Origin of the sequence: Longimicrobium sp. (assembly GCA_036377595.1) — a bacterium.
In the GTDB taxonomy this organism is placed as follows: domain Bacteria; phylum Gemmatimonadota; class Gemmatimonadetes; order Longimicrobiales; family Longimicrobiaceae; genus Longimicrobium.
On record DASUYB010000104.1, the window covers coordinates 49,858 to 74,141 of the forward strand.

Sequence of the window (24,284 nt, forward strand, 5' to 3'; positions counted from 1 at the left end):
CCGTCCCCTGTCCCCTACATCACCGGTAGATGGTGACGAAGTTCGACAGGGTGTTGCCGCTCGGCCAAGCGTTGTAGCACGCGCCGCTGCTGTCCTTGTACGAGCGGTTGGTCACCGTGCGCAGCGTGGTGCCGGCCAGGCCCTTGCCGTCCCAGGAGCGCCGTACGCCGTCGTAGTTGAAGTACGCCGTGTAGTAGCTCTCCGTCCCCGTGCAGTCCGCGCCGGTGAAGTGGCTGATGTAGGCGGCCTGCACCGGCGTGCACGACGCCTCGCCGCACCCCCCGACCATGTCGCCGTTCCAGTCCGGACCGTGCTGTCCAGGACCCTGCGGCCCGCTGGTGTCCTCATCCTTCACGAGCTCCTCGGTGCCGATCTCGCCCCACCGGCCCCCGTAGCGGAGCCACTCCTGCCCGGGCATCGGGCGCAGGTTCGTGCCCGATACCGGCATCTCGCCCACGTTCACCAGCCCGCCGCCCTGCAGCCCGGCGTCGTAGCCCTTGCCGCCGCTCCAGGTGAACCAGCGCTGGTCCGGGTTGGTCCAGCAGCTCTCGTTCGTCCCCTCGGGGTAGGCGCTGTCGCACTCGCCCTCGCTGGCGTAGCTGGCGTGCGACCCGTCGGCCACCCACACCTGCGGGTGCCTGCCGTTGTACCAGCTGATCTGGTACGCCTGCCACGTCTTGGGGCTGTAGTGCGCCGCGTAGATCAGTGTCACCGGCTGCTGGCTGCCGTTCAGCTGCACGGTGATGTGCTCCCAGTCCGCCTCGTGGTTGTAGGCGGAGATGAAGTCGTTGTACGCGTAGAAGAACCAGTACTGGATGCTGTATCCGCCCAGGTTGTTGCGGTACACGTGCGTGTACACCTTCCATCCCGACGGGTCGCGCACGCCCGGGTGCGTCACGTCGTCATTCGTGGCCTGCAGGAAGAACGTCTGGTCCTTGTTCCACCCGCCGTCGCCGTTGGAGCCGTAGGTAGTGCCCGAGTGCAGGCAGAACGAGCCCGTGCTCTGGTGGCGCTGGGCGGTCACGTTCGAGACGGTGATCGTACCCTGGTTCAGGATCTGGTGGTCAGGGCAGTTGTTGTGGTGGAAGCGCATCTGCACGTTCGACAGATACCACTCCACGTTGGCCGGCCACGTCCAGTCGCCCCACACGCTCCCCGCCTCGGCGCGGGAGATGAGATTGGGCATGTACAGCACCGGCGCGTAGGTGTCGGCCAGGTCGGCCTCGACGCCATCGTCGATCCCGTCGCCGTCGTTGTCCACGCCCCAGACAGCGGCGCGGGGCTTCTCGATCGAGGACGCCATGGGCTGCTCCGTGACGTCGGAACAGCCGGCCGCAAACACGGCAAGACCCAGCAGGGCCATCCACGTCTTCATCTGTTCACCGGAAGTCGCAAGGGTACCGATTCGCACGAACGGAGGTGCGATTGTGGACCGCAAAGCTATGCTATCAAATGATTTACGTCAAGTGTCGGGAAAGGGTGTTCCTCGCAACGGATTTCCGCGTCGCGATCGCGGCGAGGCGTTCCTCCATCTCCCGCGCGGTCCGGGTCGGGCGCGGTTCGGCGTAGAACCTGCGGATTTCGCGCGTGGAGCACGGGATGTCTCACGCGGAGCCGCGGAGACGCGGAGGAGTTGCGTGGCGCGGTGAGTTCTCCGCGACTCCGCGTCTCCGCGTGAGATTCGCTGGATGATCGAGACGGGAGGATGGCGATGGCGGACGACGACCGGCTGGTGGAGGGCGTGCGCGAGCGCGCGCTGCCGCTCGAGGACGAATCCGACCTCGACCCGCTGCTGGAGCGCATCGGCGACGCGCGCGTGGTGCTGCTGGGCGAGGCCAGCCACGGCACCAGCGAGTACTACACGTGGCGCGACCGCATCTCCCGCCGGCTGATCTCCGAGAAGGGCTTCGGCTTCATCGCCGTGGAGGGCGACTGGCCGGACTGCTACACCCTCAACCTCTACGCCAAGGACTGGGACGCGCCCGGCGCCGACGCGCGCGAGGTGCTGCACGCCTTCAGCCGCTGGCCCACCTGGATGTGGGCCAACGAGGAGGTGGCCGAGCTGGCCGAGTGGCTGCGCGAGTTCAATCACGGGCGCCCGGACGGCGAGCGCGTGGGGTTCTACGGGCTGGACGTGTACTCGCTGTGGGAGTCGATCGACGTCGTCACCCGCTACCTGGAGCGCGTGGACCCCGCGCTGGCCGAGCGCGCGCGGCGGGCGTACGGCTGCTTCGACCCGTACGAGGACGACGTGCAGGAGTACGCGTGGGCCACCGCCATGGTCCCCACCGACTGCGAGGAGGAGGTGATCCACGCGCTCGCCGAGCTGCGGCGCAAGGGGCCCGACTTCCGCCGCGAGGGTCCCGAGGCGTACTTCAACGCCGAGCAGAACGCGCTGGTGGCGCAGAACGCCGAGCGCTACTACCGCGCGATGATCCGCGGCGGCGCGGCCAGCTGGAACGTGCGCGACACGCACATGATGGAGACGCTGGACCGGCTCCTCCGCCACCACGGCCCCGGTGCGAAGGCCATCGTGTGGGAGCACAACACGCACGTGGGCGACGCGCGCGCCACCGACATGGCGCGCGCGGGGATGGTGAACATCGGCCAGCTCGCGCGCGAGGCGTACGGCGACGAGGTGGTGATCGCCGGGTTCAGCAGCTACGAGGGAAGCGTGATCGCCGGCGAGCAGTGGGGCGCGCCGATGGAGCGCATCGCCGTGCCGCAGGCGAAGGCGGGGAGCTGGGAGGACCTCTTCCACCGCGCGTCGGCGGAGGACAAGCTGCTGATGCTGGAGGGGTTCGACGAGGTGCCCGGCGCGCTGGAGCGCCGCGGCCACCGAGCCATCGGCGTGGTCTACCGCCCCGAGCGCGAGGCGTACGGCAACTACGTGCCCACGGTGATGCCCTACCGCTACGACGCCATGCTGTACATCGACCGGAGCCAGGCGCTGCACCCGCTGCACATGGCCCCCGTCCCCGACCACGAGGTGCCGGAGACGTATCCGAGCGGGATGTGAGGTCCGTTCCCGCAAGGAAAATCGTGCGGGAGATCTGGATTTTCGTGTGGGACGATGCGGCTGAAGCCGCGGCTACAACCACACGCAGTCCGCCTTCGCGGACTTCCCGGTGCGGACCAAACGCAGAAGCCCCACGGCAGCATCGCCGCGGGGCTTGGTTTGCCGGTGTTCGGGGATACGGGACGATGCCGCCCCGCCTCCGAAGTCCGCGAAGGCGGACTGTGTGTCGTTGTAGCCGCGAGTTCACTCGCATACACCCCCACCTCGCCGAACCTCATTCGGCCTGTCCGGGGACGCGGCCGGCGGGCTCAACCCTCCGCGACGGCGCTCGATGCTTCGATGTAGCCGGGGAGGGCGCGGATGAGCGCCTGGGTGTCGACGGGCTTGACCAGGTAGGCGGCGCAGCCGGCGGCGCGGAGCGCCTCGCGGTCGCCGTCGTCGTCGCGGCCGGTGAGCGCCACGACGGGGGTGTTCTGCGTCCGCGGCGCGGCCTTGAGCTGCCGCGCCACCTCCACGCCGGGAATGTCGGGGAGGCCGAGGTCGAGGAGAACGAGGTCGGGCGTGCGCTCGGCGGCCAACCTCACCGCCTCGGCGCCGTTGGGGGCGGCGGCCACGTCGTAGCCGCTCTCTTCCAGCAGGATGGTGAAGGCGGTGCGGATCGCGTCGCTGTCCTCCACCACCAGCACCAGGCGCCGCGCCGGCTCCGTCACGCCGCCGCGCCCTCCGCGACCGGCGACCGCGCCGCCTCGGCGTTCCCGACCTCCACGCTGGGCAGCGTGAAGTAGAAGCGGCTCCCCTCGCCCAGCTCGCTCTCCACCCAGATGCGGCCGCCGTGCAGCCGCACGAACTGGCGCGCGATCGCCAGCCCCAGCCCCGTGCCGTGGTGGATGCGCGCGCGGCTGGCGTCGACCTGCGCGAACTCCTGGAAGATCAGCTCGTGGTGCGCGGGGTCGATGCCGATCCCCGTGTCTTCCACGCCCACCTCGATCCAGCGCGCGTCCTGCGCCGAGCGCCGCGCCACCACCCGCACCAGCCCCGCGTCGGGGGTGAAGTCGATGGCGTTGCCGATCAGGTTGCCCAGCACGTGCGCCACCTTGTCGCGGTCGGCGTACGCGCGCGGCAGCTCCGGCGCCATCTCCGTCTCGAACGAGAGCCCCTTCCGCTCCACCAGGCTGGCGTTCATCTCGAACACCGAGCGCACCACCTCGTCCATGGCGAAGGCGGAGGGCTGGATGGAGATGGCCTGCGCGTTGGTCCTGGCGTAGGTGAGGATCTCCTCGATCATGGCGAGGAGCTGCCGGCACGAGCCGATCATGCTCTCGATGGCCTCGCGCTGGCGCGGCGTGATCTCGCCCAGCATCCCGTCGCGCAGGATCTCGCCGTAGGTGACGATGGCCGTGAGCGGGGTGCGCAGCTCGTGCGAGACGTTGGTCAGGAACTGGCTCTTGGCCACGTCGAGGTTGCGCAGCTCCAGCACCGTGCGCTCGAGCTCCTCGATCTTCCGCGACGTCTCGTGGCGGCCGTGCGCGTGCTGGTGGTGGTGCCCCTCGGGCTCCACCACCAGCACGGGTTGGCCGGCCTCCGGCTTCGGCGGCTCTACGATGCGGAAGCCCTCGCGGGCCAGCACCTCGCGGAGCCGGGCCTCGGCTTCGCGGCCGCCGTGGATCTGCAGTCGAAGGTCGGTCATGACGGACGCCGATGCGGGAACTGATGAATCAAACAACTTAGACCCGGCCTCCGGCCGCTGCAAGGAGATCATTCCCCCTCCACCGCTCCGCCGGGAGCTGCCGCGCCTCCCGGTCCCATGGGCTCGTATCGCCGGGCGACGACCTCGGCCCTGACGACCGCGGGCGTCTCCGCGTCACCTGTTTCCGCGGCGGGCGGCGGGATGCGGGAGAGTGCCGGAGAGCGCTCTGAGGGTCGGCACGGGCGTTGCCCCCTCTACGGGATGCGGAGCGCGAGGGCGGAAGGCTGGACGGAAGCCCCCCGGCACCCGCAGATTCAAGGCGTCACGCCACTCAGGAGCCCCCTCATGCAGATCCGCACCCTCGCCGCCGCGGCGCTCGTCGCGCTGCCGGCGTCCACTCTTCTGGTCGCCTGCGACCGTCGCGGAGAGGACACTTCCGACCGCCAGAAGATCGAGCAGCGCGCGCTGGAGCGCGACCTCGACATCGCGCTGCGCCCCGACACGCCCGCCGCGCCCGCGCAGATCGCCGACGTGCCGGTGACCGCCGAGCCGCCCGCCGCCACCCCGCCGGCGCCCGCGCCCGAGCCGGAGCCCGCGGCGCCCACCCGGCCGCAGCGGCAGACGCGCCGGCCCCCGCCGCCGCCCGAGCGCGAGCCCGAGCCGGCGCCGGTGGCCGAGGCGCCCGCGCCCGCCGCGCCGCAGTACGTCACGCGCACCGCGGCCGCGGGGCAGACCTTCGCGGTCAGCTTCGACCGGCAGGTGAGCGCGCGGACGGACGGCGTGGGCTCCACCTTCACCGCAACGCTCACCGACGCGCTGGTGGACGACCTCGGCCGCACGGTCATCCCCGCCGGGGCCACGGTGACGGGGCGGATCACCAGCGCCGAGCGCGGGCACCTGGGGCTGGCGTTCACCTCCGTCTCCTATGCCGGCGAGCACTACCCGATCGACGCCAGCGTGGTGACGAACCCGGTGACGCGGCAGGTGAACCTGGACAGCCGGGGCGAGCGGATCGCCAAGGTGGCCGCGCCGGCCGCCGCGGGCGCGGTGATCGGGCGCGTGATCGGCCGCAACCGCCGCGGCGCGGTGGTCGGCGCGGTGATCGGCGCCGCCGCCGGTGCCGCCACGGCGGGAGCGACGGCCACGGTCGACACGGTGGTCGACCCCGGCGCCACGGCCACCATCCGCCTCGACGGCCCCGTCACCGTCCGCCGCCGCGCCGACTGACGCACGCCGCGGCGACGGCAGATTGTGGATGCGAGCGCCCCCGCCGGCCGAGCCGGCGGGGGCGCAATGCTGGTCCTCTCCACGGCACGTGCAAAATCCATCTACAAGGCCTGGACCTCGAGGCCCCCGATGCGCGCGAACTCGCGTACGTTCGCGGTAGCGATCCGGAAACCGTGCGCGATGCACGTGGCTGCCAGCCAGAGGTCGTGCGTGCCGATCATGCGCCCCGTGGCCATCTGCTCCGCCCAGATCTGCGCATGGACGCGCGCGACGGCTACGTCTATGTCGACCATCGGGAATTCGCGAAACACCGCCTCGACGAACGCATTCCGCTTCGCCCGAACGCCCGCGTCCGTCGCCCTCCATACGCCGTGCAGCAGCTCGCTCGCCGTGATCACGGAAAGGAGCAGGGTATCGTCGGGATTCGAGCGCAGGGGGTCGAGCACCTCGATCCCCGCACGCTCGGCCCTGATGAAGACGCTCGTATCGATCAGGATTCCCACGGATCCCGTACGGGAACGGAATTCTGCTCCTCGCGAGCCGCGTCGATATCCCTCCCGAACGCTTCCGCCTCGTCTGCGCCAAGCCGTGGCAACGAGGCAAAGATCTCCGCGAGCTCGCTGACTCGCCGACCCGTGGGCACGGGCCGAAGCTCGGCAACCGCCTTTCCTCCACGCATCAGCACGAACCGCTCGCCACGATGCGCGACGCGGTTGATGTAGTCGGAGAAGTTGCGGGCGACGTCCGTGACCGAAGCGCTCTTCGACATCAGATCCTCCTCTCGCTAATCAGAATATCAGATTTTCGCTCTGATGTCTACTGAAAAAGCCTCGGGCTCGACCGCGCCCGAGGCTTTTCTCCAGCATATGGCTTCGATGCGCGCTACACGCCCGCCGCGACCGGCTCCCGCTGCCTCGCCGGGTAGTGGCTTTCGACGTAATCGTCCAGGATGCGCTTGAACTCCTCGGCGATGTGGTCGCCGCGGAGGGTGACGGCGTGCTCGCCGTCGACGTACACCGGCGCCTTGGGCTCCTCGAAGGTGCCGGGGAGCGAGATCCCCAGGTTCGCGTGCTTCGACTCGCCGGGGCCGTTCACCACGCACCCCATCACCGCCACCTTCATCTCCTCCACGCCGGGGTGCGTCTCGCGCCACACGGGCATCTGGTCGCGCAGGTAGCCCTGGATCTCCTCGGCCAGCTTCTGGAAGTAGGTCGACGTGGTCCGGCCGCAGCCGGGGCAGCTGGTGACCTGCGGCGTGAACGAGCGGATCTCCAGCGACTGCAGGATCTGCTGCGCGACGTGCACCTCCTCGGTCCGGTCGCCGCCCGGCTTCGGGGTGAGGGAGACGCGGATGGTGTCGCCGATCCCCTGCTGCAGGAGGATGGACAGCCCCGCGGTGGAGGCCACGATCCCCTTCGTCCCCATCCCCGCCTCGGTCAGGCCGAGGTGGAGCGGGTAATCGGAAAGCGGCGCCAGCATCCCGTAGACGGCTACCAGGTCCTGCACGCCGGAGACTTTCGCCGACAGGATGATGCGGTCGTGCGGCAGCCCCAGCCGCTCGGCCAGCGCGGCGGAGCGCATGGCGCTTTCCACCATCGCCTGCATCATCACCGTCTTCGCGTCCTCGCGCTCGGCCTCGGGACGGCGCGCGTTGGCGTCCATCATCTCCGTCAGCAGCGCCTGGTCCAGCGAGCCCCAGTTGACGCCGATGCGCACCGGCTTCCCGAACTCCAGCGCCTTCTCGATGATGGCGGCGAAGTTCTCGTCGTGCCGCTTCGCCCCCACGTTGCCGGGGTTGATGCGGTACTTGGCCAGCGCCGCCGCGCAGTCCGGGTACCTGGCCAGCAGGAGGTGGCCGTTGTAGTGGAAGTCGCCCACGATGGGCACGTGCACGCCGCGCTGCGCCAGGAACTCCACGATGTGGGGGACGGCGCGCGCGGCCTCGTCGTTGTTCACCGTCACGCGCACGATCTGGCTGCCGGCGCGCCAGAGCGCGGCCACCTGGCGGACGGTGCCCTCGATGTCGGTGGTGTCTGTATTGGTCATCGACTGCACGACCACGGGGTGCGCGCTCCCCACGGGAACGTCGCCCACCCAGGTGGTGACGGTCGGCCTTCGCTGGATCGGCTGCATGCGTCTCAGACGGACTGAACGGTGGATCAGGAAGCCATAAATCTAACGCAGATGCGGAGAAGACGGCAATTCGCCGCCGGCCGGATCGCGATCGGCGGAGAAGGAAGATCGGGCGCGCGCCGTCAGGATCGTTGCTTGTCCGAAGTGGCGCATTATCGTGATCGCCGTCTCCCGATCTCTCCTTCTCCTCTCTCCGATCTCCTACCCCCATGTCACGACTCTGGCTCGGCGTCCTGTGCGGGATCGTCTACGGCGGGCTGTCCGCGGCGTCGATGATCCCGCTGAGCTTTCCGGACAAGCGCGCGGCGCTGATCGGCGCCTTCCTGAACCGCTTCGCCATCGGCGCGGTGATCGGGATGGCCGTCGGGGCGCCGCAGGTGAGCAACGTCCCGCCGTGGGCGCTCGGCCTGGTGATCGGCCTCCTCGTCAGCGCCGCGGACGCGGTGATCACGAAGGCCTACGCGCCGATCCTCGTCCTCGGCGCGATCGGCGGCGCCGTCATCGGCTACGTGATCGGGCGATGGGGAGCGTGACCAGGTGATGCCGGCGACCGTGGACGCGCGTATCTTCCCCGCACTTTCGCACTTTCGCACTTTCGCACTTTCGCACTTTCGCACTTTCGCACTTTCGCACCCGAGATGCCCCAGCCGATCCTCCAGGTCGACGCCTTCGCCGACCGTCCGTTCGGCGGCAACCCCGCCGCGGTGTGCGTGATGCCCGCCGCGCGCGACGAGGCGTGGATGCAGGACGTGGCAGTGGAGATGAACCTCTCCGCGACGGCGTTCCTGCACCCGGAGGACGGCGGGTTCCGGCTGCGCTGGTTCACGCCGACGGTGGAGGTGGCGCTCTGCGGGCACGCCACGCTGGCCAGCGCGCACGTGCTGTGGGAGACGGGCGCGCTGGCGCCGGGCGACGAGGCGCGCTTCCACACGAAGAGCGGCCTCCTCACCTGCCGCCGCGACGACGGGTGGGTCTGGATGGACTTTCCCGCCCAGCCCGAGCAGGCGTCGGAGCCGATCCCCGGGCTGGCCGAGGCGCTGGGCGTTCCGCTGGTGTACGTGGGCCGCAGCCAATTAGACGTGCTGGTGGAAGTAGGATCGGAGGATGAAGTGCGCGCGGTGGAGCCGGACCTCCGCGCGCTGCGCGGCGTGCGGACGCGCGGGGTGATCGTCACCGCGCGCGCGTCGGACGGGGGATACGACTTCGTGTCGCGCTTCTTCGCGCCCGCGGCGGGGCTGGACGAGGACCCGGTGACGGGGTCGGCGCACTGCGTTCTCGCACCGTACTGGGCGCGCAGACTCGGCCGCGGCGAGCTGACCGGCTACCAGGCCTCGCGCCGCGGCGGCACCGTGCGCGTACGCGTCGCCGGCGATCGCGTGCTCCTGGGCGGCCGCGCCGTCACCGTCCTCCGCGGCGAGCTGGCGGACTGAGGGGAAAGAAAGTCCTAAGTCCCAAGTCCTAAGTCCTGAGTGAGTGGGGCGTTTGCGATCAGGCGTGCACGAAACGCGGATAGAACGTCATCCTGAGGCCGGTCAGACCGTACTTTCGTCGCGGACGATGACGGCAGGCCGAAGGATCTATAGCCTGTTGCGGCACACACTTGCGGAGACGCGAGGATGCTTGCCCCGTGTTTCGGCTCGGTACCGCGACGGGCGTTCACGCCGATGCGATAGATCCTTCGGGCGCCGCGAGCGTTCGTGCGGACGCAGGCATTCGGCGGCGGCGCCCTCAGGATGACGTCTTCAGGTTAAGGTTCGAAGGACGAGCCCCGGCCGGAATCGATCCGCCGGGGCTTGCTGCTTCTGCAGAAACCTGCGCTGCCTCGCTTCCGTAGGCCCGCACAATGTGACACACGCGGCGTCCGCATCCGTGGACGCAGGGCGACCGCCGCCGAGCGCCGATCCCGCGCGCGGTGATCCGCATCTCCATCCAGCGAAAGGAGATGCGATCCCGGCGCGAAATCCGTCCCGCGTGGCGCGGATGATCCATGGTGCGGCGGCGACGTCCATCCGCGACGGTCCCGTCATCCCCCCGAGCCGTTTCCGATCATGCTCACCACAGCCGCAACCCTGCTCCTGCTCACCGGCGCGCCCGCCGACAGCTCGCGCGCGCTCCCCGCGTCCGTCATCGCCAGCGCCTACCAGGACGACGCCGTGGCGCGCGAGCTGGTGCGGCGCGCGCGAGAATATCGCCGCACCACCGACCGGAGCGTGCGCGCGTACCGGGCGCTGGCGCGGCAGCGGATGGCCGCCGGGCTGCGCACCCCGCTGCGCGAGCGGATGCTGGCCTCGCAGGAGCTGGCGGCGCGCATCGACTGGCGCCGCGAGGGGCCGGTGAGCGTCGACATCGTCGGCGCCCGCGCCCGCAACGTGGCCGACGAGGACGACGACGACAACGACGTGCGCGGCGAGGCGCGCAGCCTGGCCTTCGACCCGGCGGACGACCGAATGCGCATGGGGCTGCTGGGCGGCGAGACCTGGATCCGTCACCCGCTGGCCGAGGGAAGCGAGCGCGACTACCGCTTCCGCGCCGGCGACACGCTGACCGTGCGCCTCAGCGGCGGCGAGACGGTGCGCGTGTACGAGCTGCGCGTGGAGCCGCGCCGGCTGGACGCGCCGCTTGTGAGCGGGTCGATCTGGCTGGAAGACCGCAGCTACGGCGTCGTCCGCACGCTGCTGCGCCTGTCGCACTCGCTGATGGAGGAGCTGCGGACGGAGAGCCGCCGCGACTCCGCCGGGCGGCGCCAGGTGAACGTGAGCGCGCAGATCGGCGGCGACAGCACGCCCCAGCGCCGGCGCCGCCGCGGCGGGAGCGGGTGGATGGGGATGCTGCCGGACATCCGCATCGACGTGCGCTACGTGACCACCGAATACGGGCTGGTGCAGGGGAAGTGGTGGATGCCCACGCTCTCGGCGATCGACGCCACGATGACCGCGGGGCCGCTGACCGTGCCCGTCCGCTTCGAGCGCAGCTACTCGCAGTACGCGGTGGAGGGCGATGCGGCGCCGGGCGCGCTGGCCGCCGCGCCGCCGCGGGCGCAGCGGCCGGACACCCCCGCCGCCTGCCGCGACGGCGGCGAGTGCCTGTGCGCGGTGGGCGTCTGCCGCGAGGTGGAGGTGCGGATGCCGGCCGACACCACGACGCTCGCCAGCAGCCCCGACCTGCCGCCGCCGCTGGAGCAGGGCGCGCCGCTCCTCTCCGGCAAGGAGGCCGACCAGCTGGCCGGCGAGCTGCGGCGCGTGGCTAGCGACCCGTGGATCTTCCAGCCGCCGGCGTGGCGGCGCGCGCCGCTGCTGATGCGCTACAACCGCGTGGAGGGGCTGTCCGTCGGCGTCCGCCAGTCGGGCGACTTCGGCCCCATCGCCGCCGACGGCACGCTGCGCATTGCCACGGCCACGGGCGAGCCAGACGTGGAGATCGGCGTGCGGCGCGAGACGGCCGAGCGGCGCCTGCGCCTGGCCGGGTACCGGCGCCTGTCCGCGGCGAATCCGGAGGAGCGGCCGCTGGGGATCGGCAACTCGCTCTCGGCGCTGCTGTGGGGGCGCGACAACGGCGACTACTTCCGCGCCACCGGCGTGGAGCTGCGCGGCGCGCCGCCGCGCTCGGTGCGGCAGTGGGTGGAGTGGCGCCTGTTCGCCGAGCACCAGGGCCCGGTGCACAACGAGACCGACGCCACGCTGCGCGGCGTGTTCTCCGACTTCGACTTCCGCCCCAACATCCGCGCCGACCGCGCGGACCAGTTCGGCGCCGCGCTCACCCTGCGGCCATGGGCCGACCGCGACGTGCTGGGCGTGCGCTGGGGCACCGCGCTGGGGCTCGACGCCGAGGCCGGCACCTTCCGCTTCGCCCGGCCCTCGCTCACGCTGCGCGGCGCCACGGAGCTCGGCCGGCTCGCGGTGGCGCTGGAGGGCGCGGCGGGCACCAGTTTCGGCGACGTGCCGGTGCAGTCGCTCTGGCGCCTGGGCGGCGCGGCCACGCTGCGCGGCTACGACGGCAGCAGCGCGGCGGGCACCGCGTTCTGGCGCGGCCGCGGCGAGCTGGGGATCGGCTCCGGCGCGTTCCGCTACGCCGTGTTCTCCGACGTGGGCTGGGCCGGCGCGCGCGACGCCGTTTCCTTCGATCGCCCGCTCTGGTCCGTGGGCGCCGGCGCCAGCGTGCTGGACGGGCTCATCCGCGTCGACCTGGCGCGCGCGCTCCGCGAGCCGAAGGGGTGGCGCCTCGAGCTCTACATGGATGCGGCGTTGTAGATCCAAAAAGAATTTCACACAGAGGGCACGGAGGAAAAAGAGAGGCACAGAGAACCAATCGCGGTCCTCTGTGCCTCTCTTTTTCCTCCGTGTCTCCGTGTGAAAAATAGATCGCCAGAGGATCACGCAGAGTCAGCAGGGTGAGCAGTTGGACCGCTGCCGCTTCGGAGTGCGCTAAGTTGTTGTTGCAGTGTTGCAGTTACCTCTCCCATCGGTTTGGGAGAGGTCGAAAAAGTGAAGAGCCGTGACGGCAGTTTTGTCACGGCTCTTCGCTTTTTCGGGTGAGGACCCATCCCCGGCTCGGCTCGAATCTTACCGCACGCGGCGGAAGACGTACTCCTGCGGGTCCACGAAGTCGGGGCGGACCTGCATGCGGAACGAGTCGGCCTTCCCGCTCGCGTCCACGGTGAAGGTGACGAGGCTGGTGGCCAGGTAGCGGTCCTGCCACGTGGCGCGGAAGGTGTCGTACTGCCAGTGCGCCAGCTCGCCGCCGATGCCGGGGTTGTGCACCAACTGCAGCCGCAGCGCGCCGTTCGCCGCCGTCACCCGCGCCTCGCCGAGCACGGGGTTCTGGTACGTGCCCGCGTAGCCATCCAGCGCCAGCGTGGGGCGGGTGCCGGTGACGTGGCCGGCCTCGGGGTCCGCCGGCGGCTGGCGCAGGCCGAGCTGCACGCGGCTCCAGTCACGCTCCGGGTTGCCCAGCATCCGGTCGATGATCTCCCAGAAGAGCGCCGAGTACAGCGACTGCTCGTCGTAGTTGGTGAAGATCGCCACGCCGAAGTCCGCCTCGGGGACGAAGCCGGTGTACGACAGCATCCCGTCCATCCCGCCGCTGTGGTAGACCAGCAGCTTCCCGGAGTAGTCGCGCAGGAACCACCCCATCCCGTACGCCGCGAAGTGCGTGCTGGGGAAGAGGCGCCGCGTGGCCGCGCCGATCGGGATCGTCGTCTGCGGGTTGCGCAGCTGCAGGATCACCGCGGAGTCCACGATGCGGCGGCCGCCGTACGCGCCGCTGCGCAGCTGCATCCGCAGCCACTGCGCCCAGTCGCGCACGCTGCTGTTCAGCGCGGCGGCGCCTGGCCCGTTGTCGAGATCGCGGTAGGGCACGGTGACGATGCGCCCGCCGATCTTCGTGTGCGGCCGCGCCACGTTCTCCATCCCCCGCAGTTGGGAGATGCTGGTCGTGGTGCGCGTCATCCCCAGCGGCTGCAGGAGGCGCGCGCGCAGGAAGTCCGCCCAGCTCGTCCCCGTGACGGCGGGGATGATCTCGCCCGCGGCCACGAAGAGCACGTTGTTGTAGCCGTACTCGCCGCGGAAGCTGGTGACGGGCTCCAGGTTGCGGTACGCGGCCAGCACGTCGCGCGTGGAGCGGTCGGACCCGTACCACAGCAGGTCGCCCTGCCAGGTGGCGTAGCCCGCGCGGTGGCCCAGCAGGTCGCGCACGGTCAGCTCGCGCGTGGCCCACGGGTCGTGCAGCTGGAAGTACGGGAGATACTGCGTCGCGCGGTCGCTCCACCGCAGCTTCCCTTCCCCCACCAGAAGCCCCAGCGCGGTCGCTGTCACCGCCTTGGTGTTGGATGCGACGGCGAAGACGGTGTTCTCGTCCACCCGCTCGGGCTTGCCGAGCTCGCGCACGCCGAAGCCCTTCGCGTAGATCACGCTGTCGTGGCGCACGATGGCCACGGCCAGGCCGGGCACCTCCCAGTCGCGCATGGCCTGCTCGATGTACGCGTCCAGCCCGCGCAGCGGGTCCGCCGCCTGCGCGCGCAGCGGCAACGCCCACGCGAGCGCGGCGGCGAGGATCGCGAGCAGGCGGATGGAGAGGGGTCGACGGTGGTGGTTCATGGTGATTCTGAGATGGAGATCGTGATCGAATCGCGGGACGGGGACAAGCTAGGGACCGCATGGGATCGGCAACAGCGGGGGATGCGGGGCGGAGGGTGACATCTCCCACCGTCCGGTGTATTCTTCCCGCCCCTTATCATCAACCTGAACGTTGGACGTGGTTTGAGCGAAGAGAACCGCACGCCCGCGCTGGACGCCGCTGCCGCGCGCGACCTGCTGGACCGCGCGCGCGAGGCGCGCGGGAACGCATACGCGCCCTACAGCAAGTTCCCCGTCGGCGCGGCGCTGCTGGCCGCCGACGGGCGCGTGTTCACCGGCGTGAACGTGGAGAACGCGTCGTACGGCTTGTGCAACTGCGCCGAGCGCGTGGCCGTGGGGAAGGCGGTGAGCGAGGGCGTGCGCGACTTCGCCGCCATCGCCGTGATCGGGCCCGAGGACACGGTGGAGTGCAGCCCGTGCGGCGCCTGCCGCCAGGTGCTGTTCGAGTTCACCCCCGACATGGTGCTGGTGATGCCCGACGGTGCCGGCGTGCGCATGTACTCCGTCCGCGAGCTCCTTCCCGGCGCGTTCGACGCCGCGCGGCTGCCCGTGCAGGGGACGCCGGTGTGAGCACGCCCGGCGTGGTGCCGCTGATCGAGCGGAAGAAGAACGGCGGCGAGCTGGCGGCCGACGAGATCGCGTGGCTGCTGGACCGCTACGTGGCCGGCGAGGTGGCCGACTACCAGGTGTCGGCGTGGCTGATGGCCGTCTGCTGGCGGGGGATGACGGAGGCCGAGACGCTGGCCATGACGCGGGCGATGGTGGCCAGCGGCCGCGAGCTGGAGTGGGAGGGGATCGGCCGGCCGACCGTCGACAAGCACAGCACCGGCGGCGTGGGCGACAAGACCAGCATCGTCCTCGTCCCGCTGATGGCGGCGGCCGGCGCGGCGTTCGTGAAGATGAGCGGGCGCGGGCTGGGCCACACCGGCGGCACGCTCGACAAGCTCGAGGCCATCCCCGGCTTCCGCGTGGAGATCCCGCTGGACGAGATGCGCCGCCAGGTGGAGCGCATCGGCGCCGCGCTCGTCGGCCAGTCTCCCCAGCTCGTTCCCGCCGACGGCAAGCTGTACGCGCTGCGCGACGTGACCGCCACGGTCGATTCGGTGCCGCTGATCGCCAGCAGCATCATGTCCAAGAAGCTGGCCGGCGGCGCGCGCTCGATCGTGCTCGACGTGAAGTGGGGATCGGGCGCGTTCATGACCACGCTCGGCGAGGCGCGCACGCTGGCCCGCACGCTTGTCCGCATCGGCGAGGGCGCGGGGCGCGCGACGCGGGCCGTACTGAGCTCGATGCGCGAGCCGCTGGGGCGCGCGGTCGGCAACGCGCTGGAGGTGCGCGAGGCCATCGACACGCTGAACGGCGGCGGCCCCGACGACCTGTGGGCGCTGGCGCTGGAGCTCGGCGCGCACCAGCTGCTGATGTCCGGCCTCGCGTCGAATGCGGACCAGGCGCGGGCGACGCTCACGCGCCTGCGCGACGAGGGCGCCGGCGCGCGCAAGCTGGCGGCGCTGGTCGAGGCGCAGCACGGCGACCCGCGCGTGGTCGACGACCCGTCGCGCCTCCCCGCCGCGCCGGTGGTGATGGAGATGAAGGTGGAGGGCGAGGGCGCGCGCTGGGTGGCCGAGGCCGACGCGCGCGCCATCGGCGACGCGGCGCTGGCGCTGGGGGCGGGGCGGCGGAAGAAGGGCGATCCCATCGACCCCGCCGTCGGCATCGTGCTGCGCGCGCGCATCGGCGACCGCGTGGAGCCCGGCCAGCCGCTGGCCGACGTCCACGCCCGCGGCGACGCCGATGCGCAGCGCGCGATCGACGCCCTCCGCGCCGCCTTCGTCCTCTCCCCCGACCCCGTCGCCGCCCCGTCCGACGCGTACGAGGTGATCGGGGCGTAGGAGAAGATTCCCGACGCGGCCCTGGATTGGGCGGCTCGGATGTCGGTCGAGTATGCGAGTGAACTCGCGGCTACAACTACACGCAGTCCGCCTTCGCGGACATCACATCCGCGCGGACGCGGCGGTGAGTCATCAACGGAAAGTGGCTGCGCATCGCCGATGCGCAGCCACTCGTCTTGTCGCCGTTGAAGTCCGCGAAGGCGGACTGTGTGTCTTCGTAGCCGCGAGTTTACTCGCATTGTCGGATCTACCCGGTGCGAGCAAGCGCTGGGCACGCATCACTGCGAGCCCAGCGGCGGCGTCTGCTCGGGGTAGAGGGAGACGCGCACGTAGCGGCCGGTGTCGAGGAAGCGCCGCGCCGCGTCGCGCAGGTCGTCGCTGGTGAGGGTCTGCGACAGCGGCACGGCGGGGATCAGGCGCGGGTCCCAGCCGTACTGGTCGTAGATCATCAGCGCGCCCGCCCAGTAGCCGTTGTCGCGGATGCTGACCTCGCGCTCGCGGCGCTGCGCCTCGCGCACCTTCTGCAGGTCCTCCGGGCGCACGCCGCTTGCCTTCACCGAGTCGATCTCCGCGAAGACCACGCGGGTGAGCTCCTCCAGCCGCTCCGGCGCCGCCCCGAAATCCACCGAGAAGCGGTACTCCGGCACCGGGTCGCGCTCCGCGCCGCCGCTCACGCCCACGCCGTAGGTGCCGCTCAGCTCCTCGCGCAGCCGCTCGCGCAGGCGGATCTCCAGCGCCTCGCCCAGCGTGCGCAGCAGCGACACCGTGCGCCGGTCGAACTGCTGCAGCGGGCCGCTGAACACGATGGCCGTGCGCGACCGGGGCTCGATCCCGCGCCGCACCTCGGTGCGCACCACGCCGGCGGGCGCGCGCATCCCCACGTCGCGGAAGTTCTCCTTCCGTCCCGACGACGGCAGCCCGCCCAGGTAGCGCTCCACCAGCGGGCGGATGGAGTCGGGGTTGAAGGCGCCCACGATCCAGAAGGTGAAATCTCCCGCGTCGGCGAAGCGCTCGCGGTAGATGGCCAGCGAGCGGTCCAGGCTCAGCGAGTCGAACGTGGCCGAGGTGAAGGGCCGCGCGCGGAGATGGTGGCCGCTGAGAAGGGCCGTCAGCGTATCGCCGAACGCGCTCTCGGGGCTGGCGCCGCGGTCCCGCAGCGCCGCCCGCCCGCGCTGGAGATACGCCTGCCACGCGACCGAATCCCGCCGCGGCTGCGTCATGTACAGCCAGACCAGCTGGAACATCGTCTCCGCGTCGCGCGGGCTGGCGTAGCCGCTCACCGACTCGCCCAGCGCGCCGACCTCGGTCCCCACGCTCACCGCCTTCCCCGCCAGCCGCTTCGACAGGTCCGTCACCGACAATCGCCCCACCCCGCCGACCGCCACCGCCGCGCCCGCCGTCTGCGCGTAACGGAAGAGCGAGTCGGGGATCAGTGACGTCCCGCCCGGGCTGCGGCCGGCCAGGATCATCTCGTCCTGCTTGTAGTCGGTCGGCTTCAACACCACGCGCACGCCGTTCGACAGCCGCCACTCCGTCACCCCGATCTCCGGGGTCCTGCTGGTGGAGACGATGCGCCCCGGCGCGGGAAGGCGGTCGAGCAGAGGCGCGTCGGAGACTGTGTCGGCGTACGCGGCCAGCGGCGCGCGCGCGACGGAATCGGCGATCGCCGCCAGCGCCTGCTCGGTGGGGACCCGCGTGGTGTCGGGGGCGACGACGAGGATGCTGCGGTCCGTCGTCGCGAGCGCCGAACGGGCGACGGAATCGACCTCGGCCAGGGTGATCCCCGGCATCAGGTCGCGGTTCAGCCGGTACTCGGTGGTGGTGGAGAGGAGCGGGCCGCCGTAGAGGAAGTGCCCCACGTACCGCCCGGCGAAGTCGCCCGACGTCTCCTTCGTCCGTTCCGCGTAGATCTGCTCCCACTGCCGCAGCAGCTCGGCGCGCGCGCGCGCCAGCTCCGGCGCGGTGAAGCCGAAGCGCGCCGCGCGGCCGGACTCCGCCAGCAGCGCGGCGAGGCCACGTTCCGCGCCGGCGTCGGGCACCTGCGCGCTCAGGAAGTAGGCGTCCAGCCGCCGCAGCAGCGAGCCGCGGTACGAGCTGACGTTCAGGAAGGGCGCGTCGGGGCGCTGGGTGATGTCGGTCAGGCGCTGGTCAAGCATCGCCCCGTACAGCGACTCCACGATCCCCTCGCGGTAAAGGCGCGCGGTGCGGCGGATGCGCGACGGCACGGTGCGCACCACGTCGACCGACGAGCCGGTCGCCTCGCGGTCGGTGACCACGGAGAAGCGCGTGTCGGCATGGCCAGGAACGCCGAACTCTTGCCGCGGCCGCGGGTTCGGGCGCGCGGCGAGGCGGCCGAAGCGCTCGCGGATCATCGCCTCCACGCGCTTGGGGTCGAAGTCGCCGACGGCGACCACGGCCATCAGGTCGGGCCGGTACCACGTCTCGTAGAAGCGGCGGACGGCCTCCACCGGCGCGGTGCGGACGATCTCGGGGTCGCCGATGGGGATGCGCTCGGCGTAGCGGCTCCCGGCGAAGAGCACGGGAAACTGCTTGTCGCGGATGCGCGCGCCGGCGCCGCGGCCCAGGCGCCACTCCTCCACCACCACGCCGCGCTCCTTGCGCACCTCGGCGGTGTCGAACGAGATGGCGCCGGCCCAGTCCTCCAGGATGTCCAGCCCGCGCTCCAGCACGCCCGCGGTGTCGGTGGGGAGGGTGAGCATGTACACGGTCTCGTCGAACCCCGTGTACGCGTTCACGTCCGGCCCGAAGCGCATCCCCACGCGCTCGAGGAAGTTGACGATCTCCTGCCCGGCGAAGCGGCGCGTGCCGTTGAACGCCATGTGCTCCACCACGTGCGCCAGCCCGCGCTGGTCCGGGTCCTCGAGCACGGAGCCGGCGTTCACCACGAGCCGCAGCTCGGCGCGCTTCGGCGGCTCGGCATTGCGGCGCACGTAGTACGTCAGCCCGTTCGGTAGCCGCCCGACGACCACGCTGGTGTCGTTCGGCAGCAGCGAGTCCGCCGCGGCGGCGCGCGGCCGTGCGGGCGCCGTCGTCGTCCGCTGCGCGTCAGCCGTGGACGCGGCCAGCACCATCGCCGCAGCGAGGGCGGGAAGGATTCGGGAGATCGGGGTGATCCGGGTGATGATTCGCACTGCGCTACGTTTCAGGTGATGGTTCGTCCGCGGGCGTTGCCGGGCGAATGAATTCGCGGCAGATTCAGCCTGAATGCCCATTCGGGAGCAAGATGCTCGGAAACGGCGCAAAACCTAGATGTGCGCGCGCAACCTGCACGTCCAGAGCCGCCGAACCCAGCAGCTTGCGCGGGTAACTGACAGTAGAACTGACAGCCAGAGCCCGCCGGAATCCCCGGCGGGCTCCAATCATCCGGGGGCTAATCTGCCCGGAAAATCGTCATCAGGCTTCGGGGAGACAAGCCCCCCGCTTCGCCAGCCCGTGGCGGAGTGTCGCAAACAAGCTTCTAATTCTCTTCGCCCGGATACAACTGGTTTACGGCGTCGGCCACTATATGCAGAACGGTCCAATGCATTGGGACGAGTTGCCACGAGCCGTGTGCAAGCTCGTTCCTAAAGGTCCGTACCATCTCGGCCACATCGCGGAGCCATGCATCCGCAGCTTGGTCGTCAGTTGGGTCCCCGCCGATCAACGTCCACTGTTTGAACAAGCGTCCTTTAAGAAGGCCCGTGTCAAGGGCCTCTGTAAGGAGTTCCGCGAATGAGGGCCGACGCTTTCTGCTCCTGACCAGACGCTCCCGCAAAGCCCATTCAAGAGTTGCGTACGCCTGTTGCTGGCTCAGCATCGTGAAACGGTAGACGAACCACGAATAGACGCCAAGATGAAGTGCCGTGATAAAGTGTTCGCGGATTTGCTCGGGCACGGCGTCGTTGAGTTGGACGCGGGTAGCGTATCGATGGAAGTCCTCTAGGGTAACCGGCCGCGTTTCTCCCGTTTCCGTATTCAAAAGTGCGCCTACGCTTCTGCTGTCGGGCGCAAGGAGCTCGTCCACAGATTTCAATGTCTCCGGCATCTTCGGCTTGGTCTTTCTGAGGCTTGGGGGGGATCTGGCTTTTTGTATACGGGGCACAGCGGGGCGGACGAATAATAAACGTACCGGGCTCCAAAATCCAAAAATCGGAAAGGCGGGCCGGGCTCGGGGGGGACAAGCCCCCCACTCGCCCGCCGCGCTGGTTTTTCAGGGCTGGACCGCTTCGTCCTGTAGCCAGCCGGGGAGCGTGTCGCTGTGCGTCCGTAGGTACTCCGTCAACGCCGTCGTGAGCGCTTCCCGCGCGGCTGTCCGGTGCTCGGCCGGAAGGTCGGCGACGGCGAGCCCAAGCCCGACAACGCTTGGATGCGGTGCCTTTGCTCCCTGCGCGTAGGACAGCGCGGCCAATGGCTCCCACGTCTCCGGCGAAACCATATCGACGCTGGAGATGATCCCGTTTAACGCATCCATCGGGACGCCGGTGTCCTGCGCTACTCCCGCAATCCCGCGCGGGTGAACCCATGCCGCGCGACGGATGGCGAACCGTACGGTTTCCGTCACCGCTACGGCGTGGATGAAAACCAAATGCTCCGGATCTTCTGGCTCGGGATTCACCTCCGCGAGCCAGGGCGGCGGCGCTATGCTGCGCTTGCGGTAGATGCCCGCGAGGGCGGCCAGCAGCTCAGCCCGCGCGCTATCGCGCTCATCTTCCGGAATGTCCGCCACGATATCCCCAACCAGCTCCCGGCGAAGGCGCTCCCGTTCTTCCGCCATACTATCTCGTCGCTCCGGTGAATGTGGCTCCAAAATCGGAACGGCGGGCTCGGGGGGGACAAGCCCCCCGCTCGCCCGCCGAAGGTGTAGCGCTTTCTCGGGCGTGCCCCGACTTGCCCCGTCTGCGGATGCACCTTCTCGCGTTCACCCACCGCTGACGATCAGCGTCCGTCGCAAACACCACGGCTCCAGCGGAGGGTCGGGTGCGCAAGGCTCTGCCTGTGTGATCCGCCTGCGAAGCGCGGCAGCGCGGAGGTCGAGATCTCGCACGTCATCGTCGTTCCCCGGCTCCAGCAGAGCACGCGCAATTTCACGCGCGAGCGCCGCCAACTCCGCGCGTAACGTTTCCACGGACTCGTGTTCCGCGCCCCCACTCACGCTACAGCCCCGATCCGTAGAAACCGTCGCGGCCGAGCGGGGGCAACTCGCGGAGCAACCGGTCCAACCACTCTCTTTCCGCGCGTCTGTCCCGATCCCTTTTCGCATGCACGCTTACAGGCTCAGGCGGAAGCGCATCTTCGGGCGTGGCGGCTAAAGCCTGATTCTTCCTTATGCGTCTCAATACGGCGTCCAGTCGGGGTCCGATGCCACTTCCCGCGCGAAGCGCTTTAGACGCTCATGTAGCGGAACGGTGGCAGGTATTCGCTCGTCCGGATCAAGGGCGCGAATGAACACCGTCCCAAGGCGATTCTCCGCCTCATGAGGGTCAAGCCCTGCATCTTCCAGCTCCCGCCTCACCGGCTCACGCCAACGCGTGTAGATGGCTAGGAACGTTTCGCCGTCGTCGTCTGCCGGTTCACCAATGCATCGGCGCAGCAGTTCGTCGTCGGAAAAACCGTCAAGTGGTGCGTGGGTCATGGGAGGGCGCAGCCATAAAGCCAGAGTTGCATTCAACGCGGGAGGAAGGGATCGCCCAGCCCTGGTGTGTACCGTCAGGACGTAGCTGGAACAGCCGAGCCCTCAGCACCAGACGACCCCCAATCAAGCCCCCACTCTCGGCGAACCGCTCTCCATCCGGTCGGAGCATGCGGACAACAGCCGCAACGAGCCCTGCACCGGCCCACCATGTTAGCTGAGCGGCGCGAGAGACGCGGACGGCTACGAGTGGCGGAATCAGTGCCTGTGGAAGCGGCAGAGGGCCGCGAGTGCGCCGACGAGCGCGGCAAAATCGGGGAAAGACTCGGAAAGATGGCGGGCGGACCGCTGCACAACCGATCGGACGGATTCAGGGATAACGGGGTCTGAGGCTGCCAACCGCATTATGTCCAAGTTGCGGGCGAAACGCTCTCCCTCACCATCAAACCCGGCGGGATCCCATGAGAGATCGCCGCCGCTGGACAGCACCAGCCCAACTTGCCGCACCAGATCAACAAACAGCCCCACGAGATCCCGTTCTACGAACGAGAGGAAGTGTGTGAATAGGTCTCTTTCGTGTGATGGTCGGCGCGGCACAGCAGTGTAGAGCGCTTCCAATTCATCTATTACCGACCACATCCCATCCACTTGGGCGACGATGCGCGCGACGAGCTTGGGCGCCTCCAAGGTTCCTGACCACGAAGCCGAGCTTTGTTGCGCTGCAAGCCACCAGACGGGCCGCGCCAGTTCCGGCGGTGGAAGCTCCCGCTCTGCGGGCGGCTCGCCACTTAACCGGACAGGTGCGCCCGCGCCGTCCGGATCGCTTCCGAGGGTGTGGCGCGCGGCCACGCGCGCCGGAGCGGGATGCTCTGCGGGTCTGAGTTCCGGTGTCATGCACCAACGTTTACGCGGTAAACGGCGTAAGGGAAGAGACGCGAAATTGACGTTTCACAACGCGTCGTCGTTCGTGGCGGGAACGGGATGGCACTCCTAAATTGGCCGGGCGGGTTCCGTTGTCAGTTCATATCGGTTCCTCCCCTCAAACACGGATGGTGGCTCATGCTCGATCCCCGGAGAATCCTCATTCCTGCCCTCGCGTGCGTGTGCGTCGGCGCGTGTGTCGAAAACCCTGTCAGCGCCCGCCCGGAGGCGCGGAACTCCGCTCCGGTCGGACCGCTGTTCGATGGCGGCCACATGCTCGGCTCCGGGGCGTTCGTCGATACTACCAGCGCGACTACCGCCGCCACGATGGACGCGGCAGCGGCAGGTGATACGACCGGGCGCGGTGGCCACATGCTGGGCTCCGGCGCGTGACAGCTTATCCGGACGGGCTACGGGTGATTGCTTTATCCGCCGCCTGGGCCGGGCGATTTGCGCGGGGGCTTCCACCGCTCCAAGCGGTCCAGGACTAGCGCGGTCAGCGATTCAATCTCGGGTTCGGGAGTTGCTTGCGGCGGTGCTGGCTGTCGAGCGTCGATGCTCGATGCCAACTCCGCCGCTTCGCGTTCCAACGCAGGGCTTTTCGTGGTGCGAGCGCTGGCCCGTGCCGCTTCCGCGTACCGGAGAGCACGCGGCCAGTCAGACAGAGTGCGCGCACCTTCCGCAAGGTGGATGAAGATCGCCGGGGCGAAGTCGGGATGATCGGGTACAAGCTGGAGCGTGGTTCTTTCGGCGTCGTGGAAGCGATCCCGCAGTCCCGCGCCGCCCGCAGCCCACGCCAGAGAGGACCAAGCAAGGGCCCGCTCGACGGGTTGCAGCATGAGGGGAATTGCTCGCGTGATGATCGCGATTGCGGCCGCGAAGTGGCGTAACCGGATGAACAGGAAAGCCAGATCATGCGCCAGCCGGGGGATGCTCGGGTTCCGAACCGGGTAGCGATAAAAGGCACTGCGCGCGTGCTTGATCGCAAGCGCGTACCGCTCCTGTTCAACGGCGATCACGTACAGGTCGTGATACGCCATCCCGGCTTCCTTCCGCTTTCGCAGGCCAACCGCCCGACGTGCCGCCCGTTCGATGAAACGACGAGCTTCTTCGAAGTTGCCTGCGTCTCGCATCATGGCCCCGTAGCCGAGTAACGCCCACACCACCTCGCGCTTCTTCCCCGTACGCTGGCCGAGGCGATAGGCGCGCATGTGCCAGCTCGCCGCACGGTTGCGCATGAGGTTGCGGCGGGCTGCTCGCGCGGCTTGGTTCGCCCGTGCAGCGTCGTCGGGCAGCGCGTACGCTGCTGCCTCGGCGAAGTAGAGCGCCGTCAGCAACATCCCCCGTGATTCCGCCCACGTGTAGACGGCCTCGCATGCAGTCGCAAGCTGGTTTGCGTCTACGGCTTCCGGCGCCTGAACCAGTAGGGCGAAGGTTGCAAGCGGCTGCTCCAGTTCAGGCGCTTCGTGCCGGGCGTAAGCGTACCGTTCGCGGACTTCATCGGACGGGGGCCGGAAGTGACGGCGGCGGCTATCCGGGTCCACCTCCGCCCAGGTGCGAACGTCCCGCAGAGCCTTCCAAAGCACGAGCCCCAACACGTTCTCAAGATCCTTGAGAACGTTCAATTCCGGCAATGGCGGCGGGTTCG

The 24,284-nt window shown here is 69.7% G+C and carries 21 protein-coding genes; 8 read left to right on the forward strand and 13 right to left on the reverse strand.

Annotated features, from left to right (window positions below):
• Positions 1–19: 19 nt before the first annotated feature.
• Positions 20–1,303 carry a hypothetical protein gene (locus tag VF092_17215; GenBank protein HEX6749042.1) on the reverse strand — a complete coding sequence of 428 codons (1,284 nt, stop codon included), beginning with the start codon at positions 1,301–1,303 and terminating at the stop codon, positions 20–22.
• A gap of 408 nt (positions 1,304–1,711) precedes the next feature.
• Between VF092_17215 and VF092_17220 the strand changes: the two genes are divergently transcribed.
• Positions 1,712–3,019: an erythromycin esterase family protein gene (locus VF092_17220; protein HEX6749043.1), complete on the forward strand. Its 1,308-nt coding sequence runs from the start codon at positions 1,712–1,714 to the stop codon at positions 3,017–3,019.
• A gap of 308 nt (positions 3,020–3,327) precedes the next feature.
• On the opposite strand, the gene VF092_17225 is transcribed toward VF092_17220, so the two are convergent.
• Positions 3,328–3,729, reverse strand: a complete 402-nt coding sequence (locus VF092_17225; protein ID HEX6749044.1) for a response regulator — start codon at positions 3,727–3,729, stop codon at positions 3,328–3,330.
• A complete protein-coding gene (locus tag VF092_17230; protein HEX6749045.1) occupies positions 3,726–4,706 on the reverse strand; it encodes a HAMP domain-containing sensor histidine kinase in 981 nt (326 codons plus the stop codon). Before VF092_17230 ends, VF092_17225 begins: the two co-directional genes overlap by 4 nt.
• Positions 4,707–5,051: 345 nt before the next feature.
• Between VF092_17230 and VF092_17235 the strand changes: the two genes are divergently transcribed.
• Positions 5,052–5,933 carry a hypothetical protein gene (locus VF092_17235; protein HEX6749046.1) on the forward strand — a complete coding sequence of 294 codons (882 nt, stop codon included), beginning with the start codon at positions 5,052–5,054 and terminating at the stop codon, positions 5,931–5,933.
• 101 nt (positions 5,934–6,034) lie between these two features.
• Here the strand turns inward: VF092_17235 and VF092_17240 are convergent, their stop codons facing one another.
• The 3 genes from VF092_17240 to ispG form a co-directional block, all read right to left on the reverse strand.
• Positions 6,035–6,436, reverse strand: a complete 402-nt coding sequence (locus VF092_17240) for a PIN domain-containing protein (GenBank protein HEX6749047.1) — start codon at positions 6,434–6,436, stop codon at positions 6,035–6,037.
• Positions 6,424–6,702: a hypothetical protein gene (locus VF092_17245; GenBank protein HEX6749048.1), complete on the reverse strand. Its 279-nt coding sequence runs from the start codon at positions 6,700–6,702 to the stop codon at positions 6,424–6,426. Before VF092_17245 ends, VF092_17240 begins: the two co-directional genes overlap by 13 nt.
• Positions 6,703–6,815: 113 nt before the next feature.
• Entirely contained in the window at positions 6,816–8,066 is a 1,251-nt protein-coding gene (ispG, locus tag VF092_17250; GenBank protein ID HEX6749049.1) for a flavodoxin-dependent (E)-4-hydroxy-3-methylbut-2-enyl-diphosphate synthase, read from the reverse strand.
• 209 nt (positions 8,067–8,275) lie between these two features.
• On the opposite strand from ispG, the gene VF092_17255 reads away from it, so the two are divergent.
• The 3 genes from VF092_17255 to VF092_17265 all read left to right on the forward strand — a co-directional run bounded on the left by VF092_17255 (position 8,276) and on the right by VF092_17265 (position 12,313).
• Positions 8,276–8,599 carry a hypothetical protein gene (locus VF092_17255; protein HEX6749050.1) on the forward strand — a complete coding sequence of 108 codons (324 nt, stop codon included), beginning with the start codon at positions 8,276–8,278 and terminating at the stop codon, positions 8,597–8,599.
• Positions 8,600–8,704: 105 nt separating this feature from the next.
• The gene (locus VF092_17260; GenBank protein ID HEX6749051.1) at positions 8,705–9,496 is read left to right on the forward strand and encodes a PhzF family phenazine biosynthesis protein; all 792 of its coding nucleotides are present in this window, start codon (positions 8,705–8,707) and stop codon (positions 9,494–9,496) included.
• 618 nt (positions 9,497–10,114) lie between these two features.
• Complete coding sequence (locus tag VF092_17265; GenBank protein HEX6749052.1) at positions 10,115–12,313, forward strand: hypothetical protein; 2,199 nt, start codon at positions 10,115–10,117, stop codon at positions 12,311–12,313.
• A gap of 312 nt (positions 12,314–12,625) precedes the next feature.
• On the opposite strand, the gene VF092_17270 is transcribed toward VF092_17265, so the two are convergent.
• Positions 12,626–14,158 (reverse strand): serine hydrolase, encoded by a 1,533-nt coding sequence (locus VF092_17270; protein HEX6749053.1) that lies wholly within the window; start codon positions 14,156–14,158, stop codon positions 12,626–12,628.
• Between the two features lie 162 nt (positions 14,159–14,320).
• Here VF092_17270 and VF092_17275 point away from each other — a divergent pair, with 162 nt between their 5' ends.
• Positions 14,321–14,767 carry a cytidine deaminase gene (locus tag VF092_17275; GenBank protein HEX6749054.1) on the forward strand — a complete coding sequence of 149 codons (447 nt, stop codon included), beginning with the start codon at positions 14,321–14,323 and terminating at the stop codon, positions 14,765–14,767.
• Positions 14,764–16,086: a thymidine phosphorylase gene (locus tag VF092_17280; GenBank protein HEX6749055.1), complete on the forward strand. Its 1,323-nt coding sequence runs from the start codon at positions 14,764–14,766 to the stop codon at positions 16,084–16,086. Before VF092_17275 ends, VF092_17280 begins: the two co-directional genes overlap by 4 nt.
• A gap of 278 nt (positions 16,087–16,364) precedes the next feature.
• On the opposite strand, the gene VF092_17285 is transcribed toward VF092_17280, so the two are convergent.
• The 5 genes from VF092_17285 to VF092_17305 form a co-directional block, all read right to left on the reverse strand.
• A complete protein-coding gene (locus VF092_17285) occupies positions 16,365–19,238 on the reverse strand; it encodes an insulinase family protein (GenBank protein HEX6749056.1) in 2,874 nt (957 codons plus the stop codon).
• A gap of 326 nt (positions 19,239–19,564) precedes the next feature.
• Positions 19,565–20,110 (reverse strand): hypothetical protein, encoded by a 546-nt coding sequence (locus VF092_17290; protein HEX6749057.1) that lies wholly within the window; start codon positions 20,108–20,110, stop codon positions 19,565–19,567.
• Between the two features lie 186 nt (positions 20,111–20,296).
• Positions 20,297–20,860: a hypothetical protein gene (locus tag VF092_17295; GenBank protein ID HEX6749058.1), complete on the reverse strand. Its 564-nt coding sequence runs from the start codon at positions 20,858–20,860 to the stop codon at positions 20,297–20,299.
• A gap of 558 nt (positions 20,861–21,418) precedes the next feature.
• The gene (locus VF092_17300) at positions 21,419–21,718 is read right to left on the reverse strand and encodes a hypothetical protein (GenBank protein HEX6749059.1); all 300 of its coding nucleotides are present in this window, start codon (positions 21,716–21,718) and stop codon (positions 21,419–21,421) included.
• Positions 21,719–21,973: 255 nt separating this feature from the next.
• Positions 21,974–22,402: a hypothetical protein gene (locus tag VF092_17305; protein ID HEX6749060.1), complete on the reverse strand. Its 429-nt coding sequence runs from the start codon at positions 22,400–22,402 to the stop codon at positions 21,974–21,976.
• Positions 22,403–22,774: 372 nt separating this feature from the next.
• Between VF092_17305 and VF092_17310 the strand changes: the two genes are divergently transcribed.
• The gene (locus VF092_17310) at positions 22,775–23,029 is read left to right on the forward strand and encodes a hypothetical protein (protein ID HEX6749061.1); all 255 of its coding nucleotides are present in this window, start codon (positions 22,775–22,777) and stop codon (positions 23,027–23,029) included.
• A 32-nt stretch (positions 23,030–23,061) separates the two neighbouring features.
• Here the strand turns inward: VF092_17310 and VF092_17315 are convergent, their stop codons facing one another.
• On the reverse strand, positions 23,062–24,270 hold the full coding sequence (locus tag VF092_17315) for a hypothetical protein (GenBank protein ID HEX6749062.1): 1,209 nt from the start codon (positions 24,268–24,270) through the stop codon (positions 23,062–23,064).
• Positions 24,271–24,284 lie beyond the last annotated feature (14 nt).